Genomic DNA, 14,140 nt, shown 5'->3' with positions numbered 1-14,140 from the left:
CATTCAGGAAGGCCTCTAAATTCCTCACCAATCAAAGATTTTGAACCGAAACTATTGTCCAAACGAAGCGAAAGAACTGTATTCAAATTGGCGTTGGACTCACCCACTTTACTCACTCCAATAGGCTTAACTGGACATTTGCGGGCGGTTTTGAGGAGCGAGGCGTGGATTTGTTGGATCGAGAAGTTGCCTGTGCGGGAGACACAAACCAAGTGCGAAGGCGTTTGGACTGTTCAAGGTCTAAATCATCCAGATTGAGCGGAGGCGGAAACAACTCACGGCTTTCTGATTGGGCCCAGGCAATGTCACAGGAAACGCGATCGTACCCAAACGGCAAAAAGGAATCTGGCAATCGAGCCAGTTGAGGCAAGACATTCTCGCTTTGTAGAAACGTTTGTCGTTGGTGTAATAGCTGTTGGACTCGCTGCTGGCGGGCGGTTTTGTAGTTCAAAATGGGCGATGGATAGCCGTTGATGCGGGGCGGTGAGCCTAAAGCTGCGATCGGTAAGTTTGCCAGTTCGGGCACCCAGCGTTTGATAAACAGACCTTCTGGGTCACAGCGATTGACGGCGGTTTGTCCAGGGTTATAGATGCGTGTCCAGGTTTTGTTGGCACAGTGAGTTACGCCCGCTTGCATGGCCCATTGATAGTGGTCGATCGGACAATCTCCATCGATTAAATGCCTCATAAAGTGCAATGCTCCATATCGCCAATCCATTCCCAGAAGGTTGCTCAAAAAGCTGGCATACAGGGCGCGAGTCCGAAAGTTCATTTCTTTCCAGCCTCCAGTTTCTAACAAGCAGCGGGCGGCCGCATCGACGATCGGAAAGCCTGTGTTTCCCGATTGCCATGCCTGGTAGTCGTCTTCGTTAAATGTCCAGCCTTCTTTCTCAAAGACGGTATAAAGCGATCGCAGTTCCAATTGAGGCAAATAGCGAAATCGTTGAGCAAATCCACTTCCCCAGCGCAATCGATTGATCAGTTGGCGGCCACTGCGTTGGATGCGATAGTCTGGAGAATCTTTGAGAAAGCGTACTGTTTGGTAACATTCACGAATCGAAATCGCGCCAAATTTGATGTAAGGGCTAAGTCCCGAAGTCGCGTTGGCATTGGGATAGGACAGTTGCCAGTAGTAGCGATCGGCTTTCTGACTAATGAAATCTTGTAATAGTTGACGAGCAGGTTGCGTGCCCCCTGGGGGAATGGGCTTGCGATCCGCGATCAGTCCCAATTCAGCCAAAGTCGGCAGCGGATCACTGGGCAAATCAGGAGTCAGAATCCGACCGGGCGTAGGCACCTGGGCTTCATTCATTTCTGCATACCAGTGCTTGCCATATTCAGGAGCCGAAACCAGATCGCCCATGCCCGCAGTTGGCTCAAACCAGCGAATCTTTAAGTTTTGCTCAGTCAATGTCGCATTCAACTGGGCATCTCGCACTCGCCCATAAATCCGCTCATAGTCAATGTAGGCGTAGATTCCGTCCGCCTGAGTTTCACGAATCAGTTGGGGCAGCACGTCGATCGGATTTCCTGAACGCAATATCAGTCGTCCGCCTCGTTTTTGCAGTTCTTGATCCAGGTCATGCAGACATGCCAACATAAACGCCACCCGCGCCGAACTGGTCTCTGGATGATGTAACAGGGCCCGGTCTAAAACAAAAACTGGAATGACTAACCCTCTAGAAGCCGCCCGGTGTAAAGGCGCATGGTCAGAAATTCTCAAGTCTCGACGAAACCAAACGATCGTGCGATTCATTCAAAAATGGTCACTTGTACTACTCCATTATCGAGACTGATTTTGATGATTGACACCAAATTGATCTTTGAGTGCTACAGATCTGGGAGAGCAACCTAAATTTCCCACTTGTGGGCGACTTCAAGCCAAAGAAGTCTCGGATTCTCAAAGTCTCTCAGAATGGAAGATTTGGGGGGCGAAGGATCTGTAGCACTAACAAATTGATTGGGTATGACAGAGCAATTTAAGTTTGGCGGTTAAATCTCACGATCGAGTTTGGCGATCAGGTTAAGTTGTCGAACTTTGGGGCGTAAAACTCTTGTTGAAAAGTCCCCCAGAATTGCTACCTGTGTATACATAAGTCGATTGATCTGTACTTGCCGTAATCCTTCGCCCCCTAAATCCCCCAAATTTGGGGGACTTTGAACGCTGATCAGGGTTCTAAATTCTGGAAGTCTTTTTTGCTTAAAGTCCCCCAGAATGGGGGATTTAGGGGGCTGAAGCCGACTAGAACGAAGTGAGTATGGACTTGTGTCTACACCGTAGCAGAATTGGGGGGCAGAAGATTTCAGCAACGAAACGAGAAACCTTCTCTAAAAGTCCCCCAGAATTGTCGGGTCGGAGAGCAGAAGCGCTCAACAAGGCAGCGAAGAGCCTAGATCGAATGCTTAACTATCTGTAACGATCCATCAGGGTGAATGCTCACAAATGGGGCGACTCACTGCGGTAATGTGGAAAGAGTCACGATCGAAGCCTGTTTCAAACACTCGTTGATATGTCTCCTACTGCAACCCCCGTTTCTAACCGCACCATTCGGATTGGTTCTCGCAAAAGTCAGCTTGCCCTTGTCCAGACTCATTGGGTGCAAGCTCAGTTGCAAAAGGCGTTTCCCGATCGCACCTTTGAAGTTCACACGATGAGTACCCAGGGTGACAAAATCTTGGATGTGGCGTTAGCAAAAATTGGCGACAAAGGTCTCTTCACCAAAGAGCTAGAAGTCGGAATGCTCAACGGCGACATTGATTTTGCGGTTCACTCGCTCAAAGATTTGCCGACTCGCTTGCCCGAAGGGTTGATGTTGGGCTGTGTCACCGATCGCGAAAATCCTGCCGATGCGCTGGTCGTTCACGAAAAACACCAGGACAAACAGCTTGACACGCTACCCGCAGGCGCAGTCATTGGCACTTCATCGCTCAGACGGCTAGCCCAACTGCGACATCACTTTCCTCATTTTGTCTTCAAAGATGTGCGGGGCAATGTGATCACTCGTCTGTCAAAGCTGGATGCAGGCGAATACGATGCGCTGATTTTGGCAGTAGCCGGACTAGAACGATTGGATCTGGGCGATCGCGTCCACCAGGTTATCCCCCCCGAAATTTCTCTCCACGCAGTCGGTCAGGGCGCTTTGGGCATCGAGTGCCGTACCAACGATCCAGAAGTGCTGAACGTTCTCAACGTGTTGCAACACCAGCCCACCGCCGATCGCTGTTATGCAGAACGAGCCTTTTTGAGAGCCTTAGAAGGCGGATGTCAGGTACCGATCGGGGTCAACACCCTGCTCAAAGACGACACGCTGACGCTCACCGGAATCGTCGCCAGTGTCGATGGACAAAAAATCGTCAAAGGTGAAGTCTCTGGCTCTCCTGCCGATGCCGAAACGCTGGGGACTCAACTGGCTCACCAACTGATCGAGCAGGGCGCAAAGGAGATTCTGGACGAAATTACTGCGGCCGTTCGGTAGGGATGAGGGATGAGGGATGAGGGATGAGGGATGAAATTTGTGGGGGCAGTTTCCCTATGGTTGCTTAGAGGCTCTAGGCAGCCAGAGCTAAGTTCTTCCTTTGCTAGATTCTCGGCTCACTCGCCCCACATCATTTCTACAAATATCCGTGTTCGGCTAGAAAGTCAGGACTGAGACCATTGGGAGAAGCCTCGCCCATCTCGCCATAAGCGGAACTCGATCGCAAAAACTTCTCGACGTACTTTCCTAAAATGTCGCCCTCCAAATTGACCCAGCTACCCGGATGGAGTTGAGAAAGATTGGTCTCAGCGTACGTGTGGGGAATCACCGCTACTTTGAACCAGGAACCTGACGGGTCACAATCCGCTACCGTGAGACTGATCCCATTCACCGCAATGCTGCCCTTGGGAAGAATATAACGAGACACCCGATCGCTCGTTGTCGTAAACGTCATCTCCCAAGAACTCGCCGTCTGCACCGAGGATTTGAGAACGCCCACCCCGTCAATGTGACCTGTGACAAAGTGGCCACCTAGCTTGCTGCCGACCTTGAGCGACGTTTCTAGATTGACCCGCTTACTGCCGCCCTCGGTCTGGCTGAGGGTCGTGCGAACCTGAGTCTCCGGCGATACCACGGCCACAAATCCCGTCCCCAAAATCTCCGTCACCGTCAGACAAACGCCATCGACCGCCACACTGTCGCCCAGCGCCAATCCCTGCAAAATAAGTCCGGCAGCCGGCTCTGGGCATGTGATTTGTAAATGTTCGACCCCGATCGGGTGCAGGGTGCCGACAGTTTGGATGAGTCCAGTAAACACGAGTAGTATGGGGTAGTTGGATGAAAGAAACTTTACCAGCTTGTCCTGAGATTAATCTTTTGCTCAAGTATTTGGGGAAATCGAGAACTCTTCTTTATTTTGTCAAAATCTGGGAGGGATGATTTAGGATCAGGGCAGAGATCAGGGCATACTAAGGTCATCTACTTTAACTTGCTCGTGTTTAACTTGCTCGTGGTGTGCCAGGTCTTACGCCTGGTTCTCCTGGGTCTTCACGATGAAGAGTTCCTCCTTTGCTTCAGGTGTTCTAGAGGCTATACCGATGATTGAAATGAAGGTCGCTGGAATTGCGTTGGACGCGGCAACTCGTAGCCCGATCGTGCTTCTCAAAGATGGCACCGATCGCCGCGCACTTCCTATCTATATTGCTCAGGATCAGGCGAAAGCGATCATCAACGCCTTAGAAAACCAAACCCCGCCCCGTCCGCTCACCCATGACTTGTTTGTCAACCTCATGGAAATCTGGGACATGGAGCTAGAGCGGATTATTATTCACTCTCTACAGGATAATACGTTCTACGCAGTCTTAATTGTTTCTCAAGGTGAGGCAAAGCGCGAGATTGATGCTCGTCCCAGTGACGCGATCGCCATTGCCCTCCGTACCAATAGTCCCATTTGGGTGATGGAAGAAGTGATTGCGGATGCTTCGATTCCGGTCGATCGCGATGCTGACGAAGCCGAGCGCAAAGCCTTCCGCGAGTTTTTGGCGACCCTGCGCCCCGAAGACTTGATTCAAAAAGGTCGCTTTAGCAGTGGAGAAGCGCAGTAGGAAGGGATGAGGGATGAAACTGGGTTGACGTGAATTGGTAGGAGCGACTTCGCTGACAGATGCGGAAACGTTCCCTAAGTTCTCTACCAGCGAGGGACTTTGAATAGAACTTTTGTCCTGATTTCTCATTGCTCTCCTTAAATGCACTATCGTCGCTTTGGTCAAACAAATCTACCGCTGTCCGTTTTCTCGCTGGGGACAATGCGCTGTCTAGCGTCGCAGGAAGTCGCAGAACAGACGGTAAGACGGGCCATTGAGCTAGGGATCAATCACCTGGAGACAGCGCGAGGCTACGGTCAGAGTGAGAAGTTTTTGGGAACGGCTCTTCAAAATGGGCTGTCGCGGAGTCAGCTTTACATTACAACGAAAATTTCGCCTACCGATGCTGAGATCGTCGATCGCCACATTGATGAATCCTTACAGCACCTGAAGGTTGATTATTTAGACAATTTAGCGATCCACGGCTTAAACACCTGGGAACATCTCGCCTGGGTTGAGGCAGAAAAGGGCGGTATGCAGGCAGTCAGGCAGGCTGTGGCAGATGGAAGAATTCGGCATGTCGGGTTTTCGACCCACGGATTTTTAGACGTGATTTTAGCGGCGATCGCCACCCAACAATTTGAGTTTGTCAACCTGCACTATTCTTTGTTTTTTCAACGCAATGCGGCAGCGATCGATCTGGCTCATCGGCAAGATATGGGTGTGTTCATCATTTCCCCCGCCGACAAAGCTGGAATGCTCTATACGCCGCCAGACACGTTGACTCGTCTGTGTGTCCCCTTTTCGCCCCTAGAATTAAACTACCGATTTCTACTCAGTGATCCTCGGATTACAACCCTCAGCGTCGGAGCCGCCCACCCGACAGAATTGGACTTGCCTCTACAGGTGAGCGACCCTTTGCAGGTATCTCAAGGAGATCGTACCTTTCCCCTGACTCCAGAAGAAATTGCTGTCCTGAGCCGCCTTGAGCTTCACCAGACCGCAACCCTCAAAACGGACTTATGTAGTCAATGTTATGCTTGTCTGCCCTGCCCGATCGACATTCACATCCCCGAAGTACTGCGGTTGAGAAATCTGGCCGTCGCCTACGACATGAAGTCCTTTGGGGAGTATCGCTATCGAATGTTTGAAAATGCGGGACATTGGTTTCCAGGCAGCAAAGCCAACCGCTGTAATGATTGTGGCGACTGTCTGCCTCGATGCCCCCAAAATCTTGACATTCCCACCCTGCTTAGAGACACCCACCAGCGACTAAACGGCAAACCAGGACGACGACTGTGGCAAGAATGAAGGGGACTTAGGACTTTGAGACTCTGGATTTTGGACACTGAACTTTTTTCGACTCTGGACAACGTGAATTCGATGAGAGTTTTTTCGCTTCGTTGTTCACGGCTCCTGCCCCCCAACCCCCCAATTTTGGGGGACTTTCAGAGAGGAATTCTGGTTCAAAGTCCCTCACTCGTGGGGGATTTAGGGGGCGTTCCTGAATCTAAAAGCGAAGCGAAGCGTTCATCGAACTGACGTTGGACAGAGCGGTTTCGGGGCTTCAGTTTACGTCCAACCTCCTTGGTATAGTGTTTAGCGCTCAACGTCTCCCGTCTTTGCCGCCTCAGTCGCATTCATTGAGAAAATTTACACTATCTCCAGTACGATCGCCCCTTCCAAAAAACGCCCAACACAGTTCCGACTATCTGAAAGATACTGATTTGAGGCACAAGCGCGACTGGAATTGGTAAAAATGAGAGCAACAACAGCCACAGCGCCAGACAAGGAACCAGCGCCCAGAGACTTGCATTTGTAATCGGGACTCTTTGAAACCATCGCTCCAAAATGGCAACGCTCAACGCTCCTATGCCAACGGCGATCGCTAACTCGATCAGCAAAATCAAAGGAGAACTCAGCACCGTTGTCAACACTTCAAGCGCCGCTGGAATTGCCCTAAAGATTTGAATAATCAGCACATCAAAAGCAGCCACGATCGCAACCGTCACGAGAGCTACCTGAAGCAGCGCCGTCCAGGGAAGAAACTTTAAACGACGTAGCGGGTCAAACATATTTTTGTCAACCGTAAAAAACCCTGCCGATCAACCGTCGATCGCTTAGATTCGATAGTTGCAATCTGATTTTGGGTATCCAAAAATCAACTAGATCAAAAATCTAAGCGTGAGCAGACTAAAAAATTTGCGGCTCGGTGACCCTTCTAGCAGACTTCAATTTTGACACGCGCCAGCCGTTGTGATCCTTGTGAACTTCACTTTATCCATCTATCATGCAATTTAACCGCGCCATCAGCTATCGAAACGCAATGGAATCTCTAGTCGTCGAGGAGGTCGATCGCCAGCTTCAACGCCTCCCCGCCAAACTCGTCGAATACATCAGCACCGCCGAAGTGATCGCCTACGCGCTCAACCGACTACCCGCCCTCTACGCCACCAGTGAAAAAGGCTGGAGACAACAAAGACTCCGGGGCAAAAACGAACTCAAAAATCAGGTTAACACAGTCGTCCGTCAAGCGTTAGTCGCCGTTCAGCGTGATCCCCTGCGGGTTGCGGCTCCCCTGCAAATCACGGAAGAAGAACTGGAACCTTATACTGCTTTACAGGGTCTCAGACAGCTATTGGGGAAAGAAAATCTCTCCTGGGATACGCTAGTTGATGTGGTGGAGCGATCGCTTCGCAAAGCCAAGCGAGAAGGCAAAGGTGAGCAAAAACAGCTCATTCCAGCGACCTCAGACTCGCCTACCTATGATTGGGACGACAATCGCTACAATTTGTGACCGTACGCCTGAGTTTGAGAATACGATTTAGTTGAGCAAGACAAGGGTCAATCCATGCAGGTTTCAGCACTTCAAAGAACAGCTTTTTTATTTCAGACGCTGATTGGGGTGATGCTAGTTTGGGGAAATCAAAGCGCCATTGCCGACTCGACCGCTTCGAGCGATCCACAAAGAGTCTTACTCTCTGCCCTACAGCCTTCTTTAGCTCCCCTGGACTTTGAGAAACTGCAACAAGGGCGCTGTGCAGATGACACATTAGGAATCACCGAAACCTCGATTTCTCAAACCAATCTGACCATCCCTAGCTTTTGGTGGACTCGTGATCAAATTGCCGCCCAGCCTCAGTTTGGGAGCAGGTTACTTGACAAATGGCTGGCCTGCCCTGGTCAACGGACAACTCCCGGTCAGGCAGATTTTGTAGTCAATCAGCAGGTCTGGAGCTTGTTAGACTATTTAGAGCGCTACAAGTTTGTCCAGGAGTTAGGAACAGAGTCTAGTGGCTATGGCTACAACATGAGAATTTTTAACCGTCAGGGAACGCTGTTAGCAGCCTATACCTGTGCGTTTCAGCAAGCCGTCGAAAAAGCCTCTAACCCTCAACCCGCTGCCTGCATCCTTTCGCTGGACTCATCTGGCAAAGCAGGATTTCGGGGTCGCCCTAACGGGATAGACGCAGGGTCTCCCACAGGCGGCGGTACTGCTCGACCGTAGTATCGGTGAGGGGTTCGAGAAACTCGCTGCGGTCTAAGCTTTCTGCTCTGGGCATCAGAAGAGGATTGCTTTGCACCTCCGGCGGCAGCGTTGTAGAATTCAACGTCGTCAAAATCGGGGAGGCCGCAAAGCTAAATTGAGAAAGCTGTGTAGCAACGTCCGTTCGCCAGCAATAGTTGATCCAGTCTGACAGCAGGTTTGAAGCGTTTTGAACACGGGCAGGGCGCACCCAGAGATCTGTCCATAAAGCAGTGCCAGACGGGGGAAAAACCGCAGCGATCGGCTGGTTTCGCTGAATCAACGGTAAAACATCAGTAGACCACCCCACCGCCAACCAGATGTCATCTAATAACAAGGGTTGCAGGTAAGTATCAGAACTGTAGAACTTGACTTGTTGGTGCAGCCTGAGAAGTTCAGATTCTAGATTGGGGACGGTTTTGAGATCAGCCGTGTTGTAAGACTTACCCAGGTGTTTGAGCGTTAGACCAATGACCTCGCGGGGCTGGTCAGGTAGAGAAATGTGACCTTTGAGATCTTCGCGCCAGAGATCGCTCCAGTCAGTTGGTAGCTGCAAATCTTTTTGACGAAAAATGTCTTTGCGGTAGATAATCACCGTGCTGCCCCACCGATAAGGAGCTGCCCAGACTTTGCCCTTGGGGTCTGGAATGCCGCGATCGTTGCGAGTCACAATATTTCGCCATCTATCCGGTAGTTGCTTCCACTGTTGCCAATTATCAGGATTGAGGGGTTGAATCAGTCCCTGACGAATGGCCGTTTCTAGCCAGTAGTCGCCCAGGGTCACGAGGTCGGGTGTTGCCGAATCATTTGCCAAAAACGGGAGAGAAAAGGGGGATTTTTGAGGGGAGCCTTCCTGTTGTTTCCAGGCTTGCAGCAGTGAGAACAGCGTTTGGAGTTGATTTTCTGGCTTAAAGTCGAGTCCTACCTGGCGATCGTTCAAACTTTTGCGAAACTGACCGGGCAACTGAGCCGGAATAGAGTTCTTTAACAGCCGAATTTTGAGCGCGGCTTGACCTTGAGAATTGCAACCTGTCAGCGTCGTACTGAGGGCAAAGGTGCTGGCGGCTGTGAGAAACGATCGACGATCCATCATGAAGGAAAAAGTTAAGTCTACTGCTTATGTTCTACCCCAAAGCCGATCAGGGTCATGACCGAGGGCACTTCTCCGGGTTGGGGGCGCTGGTAAGTGACGATCGTTCTCAGGCGGGTGGTAGGCGATAAGAGCCGCATCTGATCGACCGCGACCGATCGCTGGTAGTGGGTTGTCATTTCCAGGGTTTGGCGAGTCGTCTGGTAGGTAAAGCGTCCAGCGATCGTGCCTGCCTCTGAGTAGCCTTGATCTCGCAGGTAAAAGCCTTGAATGATGTCGCCATTGGTGTCTGTAGAAACCTGGGCTGCCAGGGGTAAAAGCGCCTCTGGAGTGACTTTTTGAATCATGTAGGCATCGGGCACAAACAAGGCTTTGAGACTCATCGCCACCTCTTCACCTTTTTCAGAAACGGTATTGAAGGCGATCTCAAACCCTGGGCAGGTGTCCGGTTGAGTCACTTTAGCGGTGTCTACTTGAAAGTGCCCCGTTGCAGACTCGTCAGAGGGAATGAGAATACGCTGTTTTTCGGTTTCCGTCAGCGCGTCTACTTTAAACTCGGTATAAGAGCGCTCAACTTCTCCCTGCTCAAGGTAGTGGTAGGTGCGTTCAGTAGTCCAGGTGCCCGCACAAACAGCAAAGAATTCTTGAAAACTCAGCATTTTTCTCTCTAGTAGAACGGCGTTTAACAAAAATACTCAGCACAAAAACACTTGAATCAAACGACTCTCCGAAAGCATAGCATCTGCTCTAAATCTCAGACAGCATCTCACTTTGGAGCCAGACGACCGATCGTACTTTTTTGCACCAGTAGAAGGGTTAATGCACGGCTCACTTTTTCTTGAGAGGTTACAAGCTTTTATGAGGCGTGATAGCTCGTTTCTCAGAACAGAAAAAATGGCTTAAAGGCAGATCTTTTTCCTTTGATCTAAACTTTCTTTGTAATCCTCAACTATCGTAACCAGGCTCTTTCATTTCACTCTAGAAGCAGATAAGTGCTTGATCTTTACAGCGTCCCGCTTTCAGCGTTTTACAAGCATTTTGAACGCTTATTTTAACGAAATTCGTTCAACATTTTCTGAACTGTGCGAACAGTTTGTAGCCTTTCTTAAAGCAGTTGCTCAATCGTTTCCTGAGCTACATTTTGTTTTTGCATGAAAAGTTAAATGATTCGGGAGTAACCGTGCGATCGCAGGTTTTTTCACTAAGATGAACCATAACAAAAGTAGGGGAAGTAGGGCAGTAAATGGACACGCTTCAACAGCAAATCGGCACAATGGATAGCAAGATTGATACCCTGTATCAGCTTATCGAGCAGCTAACTCACAATCTTTCTCAAGTCGTCACCGAGATCAAGACCCCTAATCAGGGAATGGGCTACACCCTATCAGGCACCAGCAACGGGCGCTATTATCAGAGTCATCGCTACAGCGATCCGTCGATGGAACACAAAGATGTTTTGGTAGACAATCAGGGCAGCGAGGCCTCGATTCAAGGTGGAGAAAAGCCCCTCTCACCCGAAATTCAGATTCAGCGACTGACCGCACAACTGACCGCCGCCTACAACCGGATTGCAGCGCTTGAAGAACAGTTGTTGGCGCAGAGAGTTCACTAAGGATCGTGGATTAAATAACTCCGAAATTTCACCCTAACCCTAACCCTCTCCTCAAAGAGCTACCGTGTACACACAAGTCCGGAATCGCTTCGTTTCAATCGGCTTCAGCCCCCTAAATCCCCCATTCTGGGGGACTTTGACAAAGGAAAGATTTCCAAAGTTCAAAGCCATGACGACAGCTCAAAGTCCCTCACTTGTGGGGGATTTAGGGGGCGAAGGGTCTCGGCAATGACGGATCAATCAACTTGTGTGTACACGGTAGCCCCAAAGAGAGGGAACCAGACTTTAGCCTCCTTCTTAGGAAGAAGGGTTGGCGAGGGCTTTGCCCCACTTTGTGAGGATGGCGATCCGAGACTCTACAATTGTCGAAGTTATTTAATTCTCATTCCTAAGAAAGGGATGAGGGAGAACTTCGATGATCTGTTCCCCCTTTGGGGGTAATCCGCTTCGCGAGGAGGGATGAGGGATGAGGGATGAATCGGATAGTCGTTTATTCCTTGTCCTTTGTTTCTGGTGGTTGATCGCTCTTTAAACGATGATCTGCCAAAGTTTCGATCGCTTCAAGAAGTTCGGGTTGTCCCCAGTTTTGAAAGAGGTGGCCTGCGATCGCGCATCCTCCAGCGCCCACACCTTCTTTGACGTAGCCTTGTTCGTACGATCGCAGTTGGGAATGGCGCGATTTTGCGAAGCTTAACTGTGTGGCGAGGAGAGGAATGGTTCCGATTTGATTGCCTAACCCTACCGTATCGCCTGTGGGATCTTCGGCTACCCAGCGAGTGGTTCCGACAACAATTCTTTGAGGGTGCCAGGGAAGAGAATGGGTTGAGGAAATGGCTTGTGTCAAGGCAGACACGGCCAACATTTGTGTGCCTCCGGCCAATAGAACTCCACAGGTTTGACTGGCGGCGATCGTCATGCCAGCAACCACAATTTGCATCGGATCTCCGACAGCGGCAACGAGGGCGATCGGGTCTGAGGCGTGAGGCGTGAGGTTTTGATCAGACTTCTGTAATGGGCGTGGTGCGTGAGAATTTAAGCTTGAGAAATTCTGTAACCCGTCTTGGACTAGCTGCCACTTTTGGGCGTGATTGCAGACGGGATGGCTGCTGTTAACTTTTTGAGCGGCATCAATTCCCAAACCTGTGAGAATTGCTAATGCAGTCGTCGTACCTCCCACCACACATTCACTCAAAATTAAGTAACTCTCAGGAACTTGAGCGGCTAGTTTTTCTCCCCAGATGAGTCCTTGTTGAAATAGGTGTTCGACGATCGCTCGCTCCATCGCTTGACCTGTACTTAGACAGCGGGCGGGCATTCCTTGCAGATCGATCGCAGAGACAGCAGGCGGATTGGGCAACCCTGCATTAAATAGATAAATGGGAATGTTTTGGGCAGCGAGAATGGCACGAGAAATTAAGACGGGAGACGCGCCCACATGCAGAGGAGGCAACGGGTAACGAGGCGATTTTTGCACCCCATTGATTAGAAATTCTGCATCCGCGATCGCTGTGTACTGTCGATCGGTCGGAGTCGCACCAGCAGCCGAAATTCCAGGAATCAGTCCCGTCTCGGTAAAGCCCAAAACACAGGCAAAAAGTGGCGATCGTCCTTGATACTGATGAAGCCACTGCTGCGCTTGTTGAGGCTGAGTATAAATCGAAATCATTCTGAATTAAGCAACACTTGCACCCAGTTTGGCGGATTGGGAATGGGATTGTTGAGGCGATCAAACAAAAACCACGCCACGACATGTACCACAAACAAATAAACAACGCTGTGGGTGACAATCATCGCCAGCACTGCAAACTGCACCAGCACTAACGACGGTTGCATCAATAATCCCAGTTTGAGAAACACCCACTCCAACAGGTTAATTATTTGATTGGTGCCATATAGCCAGAGATCTTCACCCGTCAAAATAGACAGTAGCCAGATGCGAAAAAAAGCGCCCGTTACATTCAGTAAACTGGCAAGGGGAATCGAAACGGCCCACTTAGCGCGACGATACCACAACGCTCCTAACAACACGCCGAGTAACCCAAAGGGCACCACAAACTGAATGCTGCGAGTGGGGCCAATTAGCACCGACAGCAATAGCCCCGATACCAACGCCGCCATCCATGCAGCCCGACTTCCCCATCGCTGATAGACGAGCGCGATCGGAATCGGGAAAAAAATCTGCAACAGCGGACCCATCGGAAAGTAGGAATTTACCAGATAGATCAGACTGGCCGCACTGGCTAAAAACGCCGTCTCAACCATGACGATCGGACTTGCGGGATCAACCTTGCGAACATAGCGCGGTCGATCAGAGGCTTCCTGAACTTCGGGTACGATGTCGTCGAGCCAGTTTTCCTCATCGGAAGGCTGGTTAGAGCTGGGCGAATTTGGGCTGGCGTTTTGAGAATCACTCATGCAAATGGCGGAATGCAGGCAGATCTACTCTAGTGCAAATTTTATAGATCGCACCGAGCAATCGAGCCAGGCTTTCTCTTGCCAAAACTGCCCACAAGTTAGTTCCCAAACACACCGTTCCTAGCCACAGCAAAATAAACGTGGGCGGCATCACCACGCCGATTAAAAACCAGGTGAGAACATGCAGCACCATAATGCCCGAAAACAGAGAAGCGACTCCAGCGGCTAATAAAACTTGGATCGGAGGACGACGCATTCCTGTCAATATCAGGGTTTGGGAGGTCGTCAGTAGATTAGCCGGGACGAGAAAAGCGCAGATAGCAATGCAGTGCGATCGCGAAAAATCAAACAGCGCGTTGTAATCGATCATGCAGTCGGTTGAAAGCGATTGTTAACGGTAGGTTACGTCAAGATGAGCAGGTTTGCACGAAATTACAA

General features: G+C 50.3%; 14 protein-coding genes. 6 read left to right on the top strand and 8 right to left on the bottom strand.

Going from position 1 to position 14,140, the window contains the following annotated elements:
* Positions 1 to 112 precede the first annotated feature (112 nt).
* Positions 113 to 1,756: a cryptochrome/photolyase family protein gene (locus ACJ2PR_RS05940; RefSeq protein WP_446876341.1), complete on the bottom strand. Its 1,644-nt coding sequence runs from the start codon at positions 1,754 to 1,756 to the stop codon at positions 113 to 115.
* A gap of 754 nt (positions 1,757 to 2,510) precedes the next feature.
* Here ACJ2PR_RS05940 and hemC point away from each other — a divergent pair.
* On the top strand, positions 2,511 to 3,476 hold the full coding sequence (gene hemC, locus ACJ2PR_RS05935; RefSeq protein ID WP_446856924.1) for a hydroxymethylbilane synthase: 966 nt from the start codon (positions 2,511 to 2,513) through the stop codon (positions 3,474 to 3,476).
* 136 nt (positions 3,477 to 3,612) lie between these two features.
* On the opposite strand, the gene ribE is transcribed toward hemC, so the two are convergent.
* Entirely contained in the window at positions 3,613 to 4,293 is a 681-nt protein-coding gene (gene ribE, locus ACJ2PR_RS05930; protein WP_446876340.1) for a riboflavin synthase, read from the bottom strand.
* 280 nt (positions 4,294 to 4,573) lie between these two features.
* Between ribE and ACJ2PR_RS05925 the strand changes: the two genes are divergently transcribed.
* Together ACJ2PR_RS05925 and ACJ2PR_RS05920 are read left to right on the top strand one after the other, a co-directional pair.
* Entirely contained in the window at positions 4,574 to 5,080 is a 507-nt protein-coding gene (locus ACJ2PR_RS05925; protein WP_446876339.1) for a bifunctional nuclease family protein, read from the top strand.
* A 141-nt stretch (positions 5,081 to 5,221) separates the two neighbouring features.
* Positions 5,222 to 6,370 carry an aldo/keto reductase gene (locus tag ACJ2PR_RS05920; RefSeq protein ID WP_446876338.1) on the top strand — a complete coding sequence of 383 codons (1,149 nt, stop codon included), beginning with the start codon at positions 5,222 to 5,224 and terminating at the stop codon, positions 6,368 to 6,370.
* 347 nt (positions 6,371 to 6,717) lie between these two features.
* On the opposite strand, the gene ACJ2PR_RS05915 is transcribed toward ACJ2PR_RS05920, so the two are convergent.
* Entirely contained in the window at positions 6,718 to 7,134 is a 417-nt protein-coding gene (locus ACJ2PR_RS05915) for a hypothetical protein (protein ID WP_446876336.1), read from the bottom strand.
* Between the two features lie 215 nt (positions 7,135 to 7,349).
* Here ACJ2PR_RS05915 and ACJ2PR_RS05910 point away from each other — a divergent pair, with 215 nt between their 5' ends.
* On the top strand, positions 7,350 to 7,856 hold the full coding sequence (locus ACJ2PR_RS05910; protein WP_446876334.1) for a late competence development ComFB family protein: 507 nt from the start codon (positions 7,350 to 7,352) through the stop codon (positions 7,854 to 7,856).
* 54 nt (positions 7,857 to 7,910) lie between these two features.
* A complete protein-coding gene (locus ACJ2PR_RS05905; protein WP_446876333.1) occupies positions 7,911 to 8,567 on the top strand; it encodes a hypothetical protein in 657 nt (218 codons plus the stop codon).
* Here ACJ2PR_RS05905 and ACJ2PR_RS05900 read toward each other — a convergent pair.
* Positions 8,515 to 9,678, bottom strand: a complete 1,164-nt coding sequence (locus tag ACJ2PR_RS05900; RefSeq protein ID WP_446876332.1) for an extracellular solute-binding protein — start codon at positions 9,676 to 9,678, stop codon at positions 8,515 to 8,517. The two genes, ACJ2PR_RS05905 and ACJ2PR_RS05900, sit on opposite strands and share 53 nt — an antisense overlap.
* Before the next feature lie 17 nt (positions 9,679 to 9,695).
* Entirely contained in the window at positions 9,696 to 10,334 is a 639-nt protein-coding gene (locus ACJ2PR_RS05895) for a phycobiliprotein lyase (protein WP_446876331.1), read from the bottom strand.
* A gap of 584 nt (positions 10,335 to 10,918) precedes the next feature.
* Between ACJ2PR_RS05895 and ACJ2PR_RS05890 the strand changes: the two genes are divergently transcribed.
* A complete protein-coding gene (locus ACJ2PR_RS05890) occupies positions 10,919 to 11,287 on the top strand; it encodes a hypothetical protein (RefSeq protein WP_446856915.1) in 369 nt (122 codons plus the stop codon).
* 490 nt (positions 11,288 to 11,777) lie between these two features.
* Here ACJ2PR_RS05890 and cobT read toward each other — a convergent pair whose 3' ends face one another.
* Genes cobT through ACJ2PR_RS05875 form a run of 3 tightly spaced genes read right to left on the bottom strand, consistent with a single transcriptional unit; the run spans position 11,778 to position 14,072 of the window.
* Entirely contained in the window at positions 11,778 to 12,953 is a 1,176-nt protein-coding gene (gene cobT / locus ACJ2PR_RS05885; protein WP_446869168.1) for a nicotinate mononucleotide-dependent phosphoribosyltransferase CobT, read from the bottom strand.
* Entirely contained in the window at positions 12,950 to 13,702 is a 753-nt protein-coding gene (locus ACJ2PR_RS05880; RefSeq protein ID WP_446856913.1) for a DUF2232 domain-containing protein, read from the bottom strand. The genes cobT and ACJ2PR_RS05880 overlap by 4 nt, the downstream gene beginning before the upstream one ends.
* A complete protein-coding gene (locus tag ACJ2PR_RS05875) occupies positions 13,695 to 14,072 on the bottom strand; it encodes a hypothetical protein (protein WP_446856912.1) in 378 nt (125 codons plus the stop codon). Before ACJ2PR_RS05875 ends, ACJ2PR_RS05880 begins: the two co-directional genes overlap by 8 nt.
* Positions 14,073 to 14,140 lie beyond the last annotated feature (68 nt).

The organism is Phormidesmis sp. 146-33, from assembly GCF_052939515.1.
The sequence above is the reverse complement of the archived record's forward strand: the minus strand, read 5'-3'. Positions and strand labels throughout refer to the sequence as shown.

What these genes read in the sequence shown, in the direction of transcription:
- ACJ2PR_RS05940 (WP_446876341.1), bottom strand. Translation starts at nt 1,756, where the DNA reads ATGAATCGCACGATCGTTTGGTTTCGTCGAGACTTGAGAATTTCTGAC.
- hemC (WP_446856924.1), top strand. Translation starts at nt 2,511, where the DNA reads ATGTCTCCTACTGCAACCCCCGTTTCTAACCGCACCATTCGGATTGGT.
- ACJ2PR_RS05925 (WP_446876339.1), top strand. Translation starts at nt 4,574, where the DNA reads ATGATTGAAATGAAGGTCGCTGGAATTGCGTTGGACGCGGCAACTCGT.
- ACJ2PR_RS05920 (WP_446876338.1), top strand. Translation starts at nt 5,222, where the DNA reads ATGCACTATCGTCGCTTTGGTCAAACAAATCTACCGCTGTCCGTTTTC.
- ACJ2PR_RS05915 (WP_446876336.1), bottom strand. Translation starts at nt 7,134, where the DNA reads ATGTTTGACCCGCTACGTCGTTTAAAGTTTCTTCCCTGGACGGCGCTG.
- ACJ2PR_RS05910 (WP_446876334.1), top strand. Translation starts at nt 7,350, where the DNA reads ATGCAATTTAACCGCGCCATCAGCTATCGAAACGCAATGGAATCTCTA.
- ACJ2PR_RS05905 (WP_446876333.1), top strand. Translation starts at nt 7,911, where the DNA reads ATGCAGGTTTCAGCACTTCAAAGAACAGCTTTTTTATTTCAGACGCTG.
- ACJ2PR_RS05900 (WP_446876332.1), bottom strand. Translation starts at nt 9,678, where the DNA reads ATGATGGATCGTCGATCGTTTCTCACAGCCGCCAGCACCTTTGCCCTC.
- ACJ2PR_RS05895 (WP_446876331.1), bottom strand. Translation starts at nt 10,334, where the DNA reads ATGCTGAGTTTTCAAGAATTCTTTGCTGTTTGTGCGGGCACCTGGACT.
- ACJ2PR_RS05890 (WP_446856915.1), top strand. Translation starts at nt 10,919, where the DNA reads ATGGACACGCTTCAACAGCAAATCGGCACAATGGATAGCAAGATTGAT.
- cobT (WP_446869168.1), bottom strand. Translation starts at nt 12,953, where the DNA reads ATGATTTCGATTTATACTCAGCCTCAACAAGCGCAGCAGTGGCTTCAT.
- ACJ2PR_RS05880 (WP_446856913.1), bottom strand. Translation starts at nt 13,702, where the DNA reads ATGAGTGATTCTCAAAACGCCAGCCCAAATTCGCCCAGCTCTAACCAG.
- ACJ2PR_RS05875 (WP_446856912.1), bottom strand. Translation starts at nt 14,072, where the DNA reads ATGATCGATTACAACGCGCTGTTTGATTTTTCGCGATCGCACTGCATT.